Annotated in this window: 9 protein-coding genes, 1 tRNA gene, 1 pseudogene and 1 CRISPR repeat array (1 of these 12 running past the window's edge); of the genes and pseudogenes, 5 read left to right on the top strand and 6 right to left on the bottom strand. The window is 37.9% G+C overall.

Annotated elements, in window-relative coordinates; translation table 11 throughout:
• From ACMGDK_RS19245 to aceB, 4 genes and pseudogenes are all read right to left on the bottom strand, one after another.
• Positions 1-356: pseudogene (locus ACMGDK_RS19245) on the bottom strand (T9SS type A sorting domain-containing protein); the annotation flags it as partial.
• Between the two features lie 261 nt (positions 357-617).
• The gene (locus tag ACMGDK_RS19240) at positions 618-1,004 is read right to left on the bottom strand and encodes an acyl-CoA thioesterase (protein ID WP_436809426.1); all 387 of its coding nucleotides are present in this window, start codon (positions 1,002-1,004) and stop codon (positions 618-620) included.
• Positions 1,005-1,129: 125 nt separating this feature from the next.
• Complete coding sequence (gene aceA / locus ACMGDK_RS19235; protein WP_436809425.1) at positions 1,130-2,410, bottom strand: isocitrate lyase; 1,281 nt, start codon at positions 2,408-2,410, stop codon at positions 1,130-1,132.
• A 148-nt stretch (positions 2,411-2,558) separates the two neighbouring features.
• Positions 2,559-4,136: a malate synthase A gene (gene aceB / locus ACMGDK_RS19230; RefSeq protein WP_436809424.1), complete on the bottom strand. Its 1,578-nt coding sequence runs from the start codon at positions 4,134-4,136 to the stop codon at positions 2,559-2,561.
• 125 nt (positions 4,137-4,261) lie between these two features.
• Between aceB and ACMGDK_RS19225 the strand changes: the two genes are divergently transcribed.
• The 4 genes from ACMGDK_RS19225 to ACMGDK_RS19210 all read left to right on the top strand — a co-directional run bounded on the left by ACMGDK_RS19225 (position 4,262) and on the right by ACMGDK_RS19210 (position 7,618).
• Positions 4,262-5,746 (top strand): helix-turn-helix domain-containing protein, encoded by a 1,485-nt coding sequence (locus ACMGDK_RS19225; protein ID WP_436809423.1) that lies wholly within the window; start codon positions 4,262-4,264, stop codon positions 5,744-5,746.
• Between the two features lie 95 nt (positions 5,747-5,841).
• Positions 5,842-6,069, top strand: a complete 228-nt coding sequence (locus ACMGDK_RS19220; RefSeq protein WP_436809422.1) for a double zinc ribbon domain-containing protein — start codon at positions 5,842-5,844, stop codon at positions 6,067-6,069.
• A 51-nt stretch (positions 6,070-6,120) separates the two neighbouring features.
• Positions 6,121-6,495: a ComF family protein gene (locus ACMGDK_RS19215; protein WP_436809421.1), complete on the top strand. Its 375-nt coding sequence runs from the start codon at positions 6,121-6,123 to the stop codon at positions 6,493-6,495.
• A gap of 433 nt (positions 6,496-6,928) precedes the next feature.
• Positions 6,929-7,618, top strand: a complete 690-nt coding sequence (locus ACMGDK_RS19210) for an alpha/beta fold hydrolase (RefSeq protein WP_436809420.1) — start codon at positions 6,929-6,931, stop codon at positions 7,616-7,618.
• 160 nt (positions 7,619-7,778) lie between these two features.
• Here the strand turns inward: ACMGDK_RS19210 and upp are convergent, their stop codons facing one another.
• On the bottom strand, positions 7,779-8,432 hold the full coding sequence (gene upp, locus ACMGDK_RS19205; protein ID WP_111961018.1) for a uracil phosphoribosyltransferase: 654 nt from the start codon (positions 8,430-8,432) through the stop codon (positions 7,779-7,781).
• Positions 8,433-8,513: 81 nt separating this feature from the next.
• Positions 8,514-9,824 carry a ribosome biogenesis GTPase Der gene (der, locus tag ACMGDK_RS19200; protein ID WP_111961019.1) on the bottom strand — a complete coding sequence of 437 codons (1,311 nt, stop codon included), beginning with the start codon at positions 9,822-9,824 and terminating at the stop codon, positions 8,514-8,516.
• Between the two features lie 255 nt (positions 9,825-10,079).
• On the opposite strand from der, the gene ACMGDK_RS19195 reads away from it, so the two are divergent.
• Positions 10,080-10,150 (top strand) — tRNA-Gln (locus ACMGDK_RS19195).
• 112 nt (positions 10,151-10,262) lie between these two features.
• Positions 10,263-10,297: a CRISPR direct-repeat array (repeat unit 47 nt) (it continues 320 nt past the right edge of the window).

The following is a 10,297-nucleotide window of genomic DNA, read 5'->3' as shown; positions in this document are numbered from 1 at the left end:
GAATAAGAAGTACCTGAGATCAAAAAACCTCCGTCCTGAGTAGATACTGAGGCTGAAAGGTAATCATGGTTATTTCCCGAGAAATATTTTCCCCAGACTTCTTCGCCTTGCTGGTTTAACTTTACCAGATGGAAATCGTAGCCGTTGTTTTGTTTCTGGTTTGAGGTCTCTGAGCCCATTGAAGGGTTGGATTGAATTGAGCTTCCCGTGATCAAATACTGTTGATCTACTGTTGTGGTCACCTGGCTTAGAAAATCCTGCGTAGAGGATTTGATGTCTTTCTGCCATAATACTTCCTGGGCCGACAGACCCAAGATTGTGCACATCGTAAATGCACTCATGTAGAGTTTTCTCATCTATTTGTGTATATTAGCTCGTATAATTTTGCAAATTTAACATTTTTAACGCTCACAAAAAGTCTCATTACTGAGATTTAATATGAATAATATCACTTGTGGGTGTTTTTTTATAATGTTATACTTTTTTATAAAAACAAAGATATTGCTGAAAAGCGACAAAGCATGTCGTATTATAACTTGATATCACACAATATAAACTATAATTGTATATTAAATTGGAGGAGAAACTCTATATAAAGAGCCATAAAAACACAAAGTTTACCGAAGCTTATCCAGCCAGTCGCTTTCCAGCCTTTTAATCTTTTGAGTTTTCGAATCAACCAGAACCCAAAGTGTACTTGAATCAACGACAAGCTGATCGTTGCAGTAGAATTCAACTTTTCGGGGCTGCCGGATTCCTTCCGGAGCTTTCGGATAGGTTTTAACGGCGACCACATCTCCTAGGTAAACCTGCTTTTTGTATTGGATATGATGATCAACGAGCATCCATATATCTTCCGGATACTCTGTTTTTTCTTTTACTCTTTCCCAGTGTTCAGCCGCTATTTCTTCTACCCAGTGCACATACTGCACATTGTTGACATGGTTATTCCGGTCAATATGTTCTTGCGTTACCTGAATCTGTTTTTGGTATATTAAATTCATTTTTTTCGACTTCATTTAGTAATCAAATATATGGACTTTAAGTTTTTCATTTTTATTCAAACAAAAAACCTTCCCAAAACTGAGAAGGTTTCACATCTGAAAAATTTATTTAATATGGAAAATGATCAATGGAACTGTGCTGTTTCCGTAGAGTCTTTCATGGCTACCGTTGCCGAAGAACCGTTAGTTACTACATTCTGAACCTCATCAAAATAACCGGTTCCTACGAATGACTGATGTTTTACTGCTCGGAATCCTTTCTGCTGAAGAGCAAACTCACGTTCCTGAAGTTCGGAATAGCCAGCCATTCCTCTCTCTTTATAGGCCAAAGCAAGCTCAAACATTGCGGTATTCAATGCATGGAAACCTGCCAGCGTGATGAACTGGAATTTATACCCCATTTTTGCAAGCTCTTCACGGAAATTAGCCATTTCTTCCACACTAAGCCTTGCAGCCCAGTTGAATGACGGTGAACAGTTATACGCCAGCATTTTTCCCGGAAACTGAGCATGGATTCCTTCTGCAAATTTTCTTGCCTGCTCCAGATCAGGATTAGAGGTTTCCATCCAGATCAGGTCCGCATAAGGCGCATAAGAAAGACCACGGTCGATTCCCTGCTCTACTCCATTGTTTACTACGTAGAAGCCTTCTGAAGTTCTTTCTCCGGTTACAAATTTTTTATCTCTGTCATCAATATCCGAAGTCAGGAGATCTGCCGCATCTGCATCTGTTCTTGCGATAATAATACTTGGTACACCCAATACATCGGAAGCCAAACGGGCCGCAACCAGCTTATTAATAGCTTCCTGGGTAGGAACCAAAACTTTTCCACCCAAGTGTCCGCATTTTTTTGCTGAAGAAAGCTGGTCTTCAAAATGAACTGCCGCTGCTCCAGCCTCGATCATCTGCTTCATCAGCTCAAAAGCATTCAGGTTTCCTCCGAATCCGGCTTCTGCATCTGCAATGATTGGAACCAGATATTCTTTATTACCGTTTCCACTTACCGACTGGATCTGATCTGCTCTTAATAAGGCATTGTTAATCTTCTTGACCACAGAAGGCACTGAATTGGCAGGATACAATGACTGGTCGGGGTACATTTCCCCCGAAAGGTTTGCATCAGCAGCCACCTGCCATCCTGAAAGATATATAGCTTCCAGTCCTGCATCCACTTCCTGAACAGCCTGATTTCCTGTTAAGGCACCAAGCCCTGCCACATAATCCTGATTATTCAGTTTGTCCCAGAATTTTTTGGACATTTCTGTTGCAATGGTATAATCAATTGTATAAGAACCACGGAGCTTCAGTACTTCTTCAGCTGTATAGGTTCTCTTTATTCCTTTCCAGCGGGGGTTATTCAGCCAGTCCTGCTCTATTGCCTGGATTTGTTCTTGTTTTGTTTTCATAATATTTGGATTTATTGTTTGTTGAATTTTAAGGTGAAGTAAATTTGAGATTAGGAGAATTTGCTTGGTTATAAGTCTTGAGATATGACTAGATGATTTTAGTAGTAATAACACTCCTAACCTAAAATTCTCCTACTCTCAAACGTTTTCACTCAATAAACGGATACGCTTTCAGAGTCAGGAATTCCTCGAACTTTTCTGAGAAGATCAGTTCATTGAAAAGCTCTTTGGCTAAATTGAATTTTCCGTTTTTGAAACGCTGTTCACCTACATATTTCTCTATATGTTCTATTTCTTCGGTTTCCCATTGAAGGATCATTTCACGGGTCAGGGTAAGGCCGTTGTCCAGCCTGGCTTCATTTTTCAGCCATTGCCAGATTTGTGTCCTCGAGATCTCTGCAGTGGCAGCATCTTCCATCAGATTGTAAATGGCAGCTGCACCGGTTCCCATCAGCCAGCTTTCCAGGTAAAGAATGCCTACATTGATGTTTTTTCTTACCCCTTTTTCGGTAATTTCACCTTGTGGAACTTCCAGCAGATCTGTTTCTTTGATATGGTATTCAAATTTTTTATCAATCTGATTTTTTTCCGGCATATATTGGTCAAAAACATCTTTTGCAACAGACACTAAAGCAGGATGTGCCACCCAGGTTCCATCATGACCGTTCTTCACCTCCCGTTTTTTGTCATTACGCACTTTTTCAAAAGCAATACTGTTGGCTTCATAGTTATCTTTCACAGGAATTTGTGCAGCCATTCCTCCAATGGCATGAACGTTTCTTTTATGGCAAATCTCGATCACTCTTTTTGAATAAGCACTCATAAACGGAGAAGCCATTGTTACCTGATCTCTGTCCGGAACCATAAATTCGGGAAGGTTTCTGAATTTTTTGATGAATGAAAAAATATAATCCCATCTTCCGCAGTTCAGTCCTGCACTATGCTCCTTTAATTCAAATAAAATTTCATCGATTTGAAAGGAAGCTGTAATCGTTTCGATCAAAACGGTGGCTTTAATAGTCCCTTCAGGAATTCCTAAATAATTTTGGGCAAAAACAAAAACTTCATTCCACCATCGGGCTTCTTTGTAATGTTCTAATTTGGGAAGGTAGAAATATGGACCATTTCCGTTTTTCAACAACTGTTCAGCGTTAGAAAAAAAATAGATTCCAAAATCCGTCAGCGAGCCTGATGCTTCTTCTCCATTGATCTCGATATGCTTTTCCGGAAGATGCAGTCCTCTTGGGCGCACCTGAAGAACTGCTGTTTTTTCATTGAGCTGATAAGACTTTCCATTTTCAGCAGTAAAATCTATATTTCCCCGCACTGCATCTGCAAGATTAGCCTGACCCTGAATACAGTTTTCCCAGGTGGGCGAACTGCTGTCCTCAAAGTCAGCCATAAAAGTTGATGCTCCAGAATTCAAAGCGTTGATGATCATTTTCCTGTCTACAGGTCCTGTGATCTCTACTCTTCTGTCCAACAGATCGGCGGGAAGTGGTGCACAGCTCCAGCCAGCGTTTCTCACTTCTTCAGTTTCAGGCAAAAATCCGGGAAGATTTCCCAAATCAAAAAACTGCTGTGTTTTTTTTCTTTCTTCTAGAAGCGTCAATCTTTTTTGATTAAAATTCTGATGAAGAGCAACTAAAAAATCTGTCAGTTCCGGTGTGAAAATTTCTCTAAATTGCTTCTGAGCCTTTATTCTTAATTGAGTGTCTGTTTCCATAACCTGTTGATTTTGTGATTTGATTTTACAAACATAAATAAAAATATTCACAAACAGCGAACGTTCGCTAATTATTTTAAAAAATTATTATGCGAATAATCGCATTCATTTTTCTATATTTGATTATGAATTCAGAAAGTGATTTTATCAAAACCGTGTTCGGACTGAAGCTGAAACAGCTAAGACAAAAGAAAAACTGGTCTCTGCAGGATCTTGCTGTAAAGACGGGACTGTCAAAATCTTATTTAAACGAAATTGAAAACGGAAAAAAATATCCCAAGCATGATAAAATTATCCAGCTTTCAGAATCATTGGGATGTACTTTTGATGAACTGGTTTCTACCAAGCTGGATAAAAGCTTAGCTCCTTTTAATGAGATCCTGCAATCGGATTTTTTTAAGGAAGTACCGCTGGACCTTTTTGGCATCAGTAAAAATAATCTTATCAGCATTATCAGCGATGCTCCGAAAAAGGTAACGGCATTTATCAATGCACTTATTGAGATCTCCCAGAATTACAATTTGGGTAAGGAACGTTTTTATTTTGCTGTACTCAGGTCTTTCCAGGAGCTTTATGATAATTATTTCCCGGAAATTGAGGAAAAAGCAATGGAATTCATCATGAAAAACGGACTGGATATCAGTAAAGACCTGAGATCTTCTGTTTTGGAAAGCATTCTTACTGAAAAATTTAATTACAGCATAAGGTCTGAAGATTTTGAACAGTTTGGAACTCTGGACAACCTGCGCTCTCTTTTTATTCCTGAACAAAAGCTCCTTCTTTTGAACCGGAAACTTGAGAAAGATCAAAGAACATTTATTCTGGCTAAGGAAATAGGATTCAATGTCCTGGAATTAAAAATCCGTCCGAACACTTATTCATGGTTGGATTTCGGAAGTTTTGAGGAAATTCTGAACAATTTTTACGCTTCGTATTTCGCCGGAGCTTTACTGATCCCTAAACAACAGACCATTGGAAAAACCACTGAGTTTCTCCTTCAGCATACCTGGGAGCCAGAAAGCTTTGAGGAACTGATCGCAAGCTTTACAGATTCTCCCGAAACTTTTTATTACAGGCTTACCAACCTGCTTTCTTCTGAATTGGGCATTAAGGATTTGTTTTACCTGTGTCTGGTTAAGAAAAAGAACTCGGATAAGATCCAGATCTTAAAGGAACTTCACCTCAATCATCAGCAGGCTCCTCATGCGAATGCGACTAACGAACATTATTGCCGAAGATGGATCGCTGTAAAAAACCTGCATCATTTAAAGGAGAATGAAACCCTTACGGATGCCCAGATTTCGCATTACAAAGATCAGGGAGTCAGTTATCTTGTTATTTCGACGTCGCAGAAAAATCCTTTTTCAGACGGAAGCAACAGAAGCTACTGTCTGGGAATTTTATTAACTACGCAAACTATAAGAAAGATTGGATTTATAAAATCTCCGACTTTAAAAACAATCAATGTAGGGGTTACCTGCGAATCCTGCAGTATTCCGGGTTGTGAAGTAAGGCAGGCGCCGCCGGTCAGACTGGAAAAGGAACATTTTAACCTGAGTATGAAGAATGCAATTGAGAAGATCAGGAAGCAATTGATAGTTGATAGTTGATAGTTGATAGTTGATAGTTGATAGTTGTAAAGTTAAAACTTTGAAATCTAACTTCTGATCTCTAGTTTCTGACTTCTTTTTTAAAATAAACACAAATGATATTAGATTTATTTTTCCCTAACCGGTGCACTGAATGCAACCGGATCATAGATGCAGATCTTTTAGTCTGCAGCTTATGTTTTGAGCAAATTCATTTTACCCATTTTGATTATTTCAGTGAAAATATTATCAAAGAAAAATGCAGACTCCTGTTTCCAGTTGAAAACACTTATGGACTAATGAAATTTGAGGAAAATGGACTGAGCAGGAAACTTATCCATTAACTGAAATACAAAAGCAGGGAAAATGCGGGTAAAACACTTGCTGAGTGGACTGTGGAACGCCTGGACTTTAAGGATGAGAAACCTGATATTTTAGTATCTGTTCCGCTTCATCCAAAAAAATTGAGGGAGAGAGGTTATAACCAACTGCATTTATTCACAGAGGCTTTGGCCAGCTTTTATCAGATCCCATTTGACCATGAACTGATCCAAAGAAATCATTATTCAAAAGCACAGGCTTTAAAAGATAAGAAGCACCGCCTGGAGACAGTGAATCCTTTTTCTATTTCGAAACCGATTTCAGGGAAACACGTTCTTTTGATTGATGATGTTTTTACTACCGGAAACACCGTATCATCAATTGCCTGGGAGATTTTAAATGCGGGAGATAATAAAGTAAGTGTTTTGGTAATGGCGGTTGATGCGTAGTACAGGAGTATGAGCTTGAGAGTTCCCAGTATTGGTTTTAATAACCATGTTAAATCCCGGACATCATCACTTAAAATCTTTAAACTAACCTGAGTTCGGCTAAAGATTAAATTGAACACAATGATAAACGAGGCTTTTAAGCATTCGTTGATTTTTAAGATAAACAAAGCCGTTTCACTTATAAAAAAGCAATACACAGGGCAGCTATATTGTATTAATTTGCTGAATTAAATACCCTGTTTGTATGCAGAAATCTGCTTTGCTTACCTTTGTGATACGAATACAATTGTTTTCAGGCATTTGATTATCTCAAATTCAGGTTAAACTATATTTTTCACCTAAAACTCTACAACTTTCTGACTTTAAAACTCTCCCATTCAATTCCCTTTTCTCTTCCGATTCTTTTTCTTAATTTTCCGGTAAACTATTGGTCATGAAAAATCTGCTTTTGCTGCATGGTGCACTGGGACACAGTGATATTTTTAAACCTTATGAAAAGGAGCTGTCAAAACATTTCAATATTCATACGATTTTATTTTCCGGGCACGGAAATACAGAACTCCCGGAGAAGACTATCAGTATTGAAAAATATACTGAGGAAATAAAGGATTATTTAGAAAAAGAAGATTTAAGGGATGTTTGTATTTTTGGACACAGTATGGGAGGTTATACAGCCCTTTGCTGTGCGCTAAGGTATCCTGAAAGAATTAATTCGATTATGACTTTGGGTACAAAATTTGACTGGACTGAGGAACAGGCTTTAAAGGAAAGTAAAATGCTTGATCCGGAAGCTATTCTTTTGAAAGTTCCGAAATATGCAGAGCAACTGGAAAATCAGCATGGTACAAAATGGAAACATCTGTTGCCTGCCATTGCAAAAATGATGGTTGCGCTGGGTAAAAATCCTCCTTTGAACGAAAACAGCCTTTGGGCAATTAGTATTCCTGTACAGATCATGGCCGGCGATAAGGATAACATGGTAAGTATCGAGGAAAGCATAAGTGTTTACCGCAGTATTCCTAATGCAAAATTGGCCATACTTCCGGATACAAAGCATCCTATGGAGAAAGTACAGCCTAATTTATTATTTGATCTGATGAAAGATTTCTGGAACCTTTCTTAGAGACTGTTTAAATTTTTAAAATCTCGCTGATTTGGCAGATTATGCAGATTTTCATTACTGAAATAAATTTGCTACATCATCTTAATCTGCTAGAGAAATATTTTCCTTAAGTATTATTTCGACATAATAATTATTGAATAAAACTTAAACGGGCTTATATTTATCGTTGTAGTTTTTCACCGTAGCTTAAGTCTCCGGCGTCACCAAGTCCTGGCGTGATGTATCCTTTTGAAGTCAACCCTTCATCGATGGCTCCTACCCATATTTTCGCATCAGGATAAGCTTTTTCGATGGTTTCCACTCCCTGTCTGGAAGCAATTGCAGCTACAATATGCAGCTGGGTCGGAGTTCCATTGGTCAGAAGGTCTTTGATAGCTTCAATTAATGATGCTCCTGTTGCCAGCATGGGATCTGCTACGATCAATGGTCTTCCTTCAATATTGGGACAGGTAAGATAATCTTGTTTAATGGAGAAGTAATCATTGGCATCGTGCTTTCTGTAAGCAGCTACGAAACCACAGTCTGCTCTGTCGAGATAGCTCAGAATTCCTTCAAACAAAGGAACGCCAGCTCTCAAAATAGTGGTGATTACCGGCTGAACGGCTATTTCCTGAACTTTGATTTTATCTAAAGGCGTTTGAATCTCTACTTCCTTATACTCCAGCTCTTTGCTGATTTCAAAAGCTGCAATTTCACCAATACGTTCCATATTTCTACGGAATCTCATTCTGTCATGCTGGATGTCTATATTCCTAAGCTCATTGATCCAGGAGTTTACTAAAGAAAATTGTTTTGACAATACAATTGTATTCATTGTTTTGAAAAAGCTTTTATTAAAAATATTAAATTTAATATGAATAAAATCCCTCTTAGAAAAATCTAAAAGGGATTATTTTTATTTCTGTCTGAAATACACTTCAATTGGAACTCCGGTAAATCCGAATTGTTTTCTCAATTGGTTTTCTGTAAATCTTTTGTAAGGTTCTTTTACATACTGAGGAAGGTTGCAGAAAAATACAAACTGCGGTGACGGCGTAGGAAGCTGCACACAGTATTTGATTTTAATATATTTCCCTTTGTTGGCCGGTGGCGGAGTCTGCTCAAAAATAGGAAGCATTACTTCGTTTAATTTTGAAGTTTTGATCTTTTTCTTACGGTCTTCGTATACAACCATTGCCATTTCCACAGCTTTCAAGATTCTCTGCTTCGTTAATGCTGAAACAAAAAGAATCGGAATATCACTAAACTGACCGATCTTCTCTTTAATTGAGTTTTCAAAATCCCTAACGGTGTTGGTTTTCTTATCTTCAATAAGATCCCATTTATTCACAACGATCACAATTCCTTTTCTGTTCTTTTGTGCTAAACCGAAAATATTCATATCCTGAGATTCCCAGCCAAGCGTTGCATCCACCATAATGATCACAACATCTGAAAATTCAATAGAACGGATAGACCTCATTACGGAATAGAATTCCAAATCCTCATTTACTTTAGATTTTCTTCTCATTCCGGCAGTATCCACTAAAACAAATTCGTATCCGAACTTATTATAAAGGGTCTGGATACTGTCTCTTGTAGTCCCTGCAACATCCGTTACGATATTTCTTTCCACATCAAGCAAAGCATTTGTTAAGGTAGATTTACCAACATTCGGACGGCCTGCGATCGTAATTTTTGGCAATCCCTCAAAAGGATCTTTGTAATCTGTTGTAGGGAAATCTTTAACGATATCATCCAGAACTTCTCCTGTTCCGGAACCTGTAGCTGAAGATAAAGTGTAATATTTTTCAATTCCTAGCTGATAGAATTCAGTAGCATTTATTTCCTCCTTGGCAGAATCTACTTTATTGATAACGATATAAACGGGTTTGTTTGATCTTCTAAGAAGTTCGTGAATTTCGTAATCGGTATCAGTAAGACCTTCTTCCACATTCATCATAAAGATAATGGATGTAGCTTCGTCTATTGCCAGCTGAACCTGCTTGCGGATCTCTTCTTCAAAAATATCATCCGTTCCTACATCATATCCGCCGGTATCTATAACTGTAAAATCTACCCCGTTCCAGTCGGATTTCCCGTAATGACGGTCTCTGGTAACACCAGCCGTAGAATCTACGATGGCTTCTCTTCTTTCTAGTAAACGGTTAAAAAGTGTGGATTTTCCTACGTTGGGACGCCCAACGATTGCGACAATATTTGACATAAAAATGTTTAATAAATGAAATTATTAATGGGTATCTCCAACTTTTGGAGCCCAATTTTTTTGCAAAGATAAGATTTATTATTTAGCTGCTGAAAAAGTACAATTTCTGAAAATAATTTCCTGCCAATCATCACGCATCTATTCAATTAAAAATCATGCAATTATAGGTAGACACTAGTTTTTTTATTAATAATCTTCAAAAAAATATTTTTTCGGGTAAATAATTTTTTATAATTTCGCGCCACCAAAATAATCAGACCTATAGTGTAACGGTAGCACTCCGGTTTTTGGTACCGTCAGTCGGGGTTCGAATCCCTGTGGGTCTACAATACAATAATCAACCACTTGACTTTCAAGTGGTTTTGTTTTTCTAACCAACATATGGTCAATAAGTTTATTATCTCACAGCTCGAGCACACCACAAGTCCATGTGTTTTTGTTGTGAGTTGCTTTCAAAAATTATTATCTTCGTG

Source organism: Chryseobacterium hilariae, assembly GCF_051400735.1.
Classification (GTDB): Bacteria; Bacteroidota; Bacteroidia; order Flavobacteriales; family Weeksellaceae; genus Chryseobacterium.
Note: the sequence above shows the minus strand (reverse complement) of the source record. Positions and strands in the feature narration are given on the sequence as shown.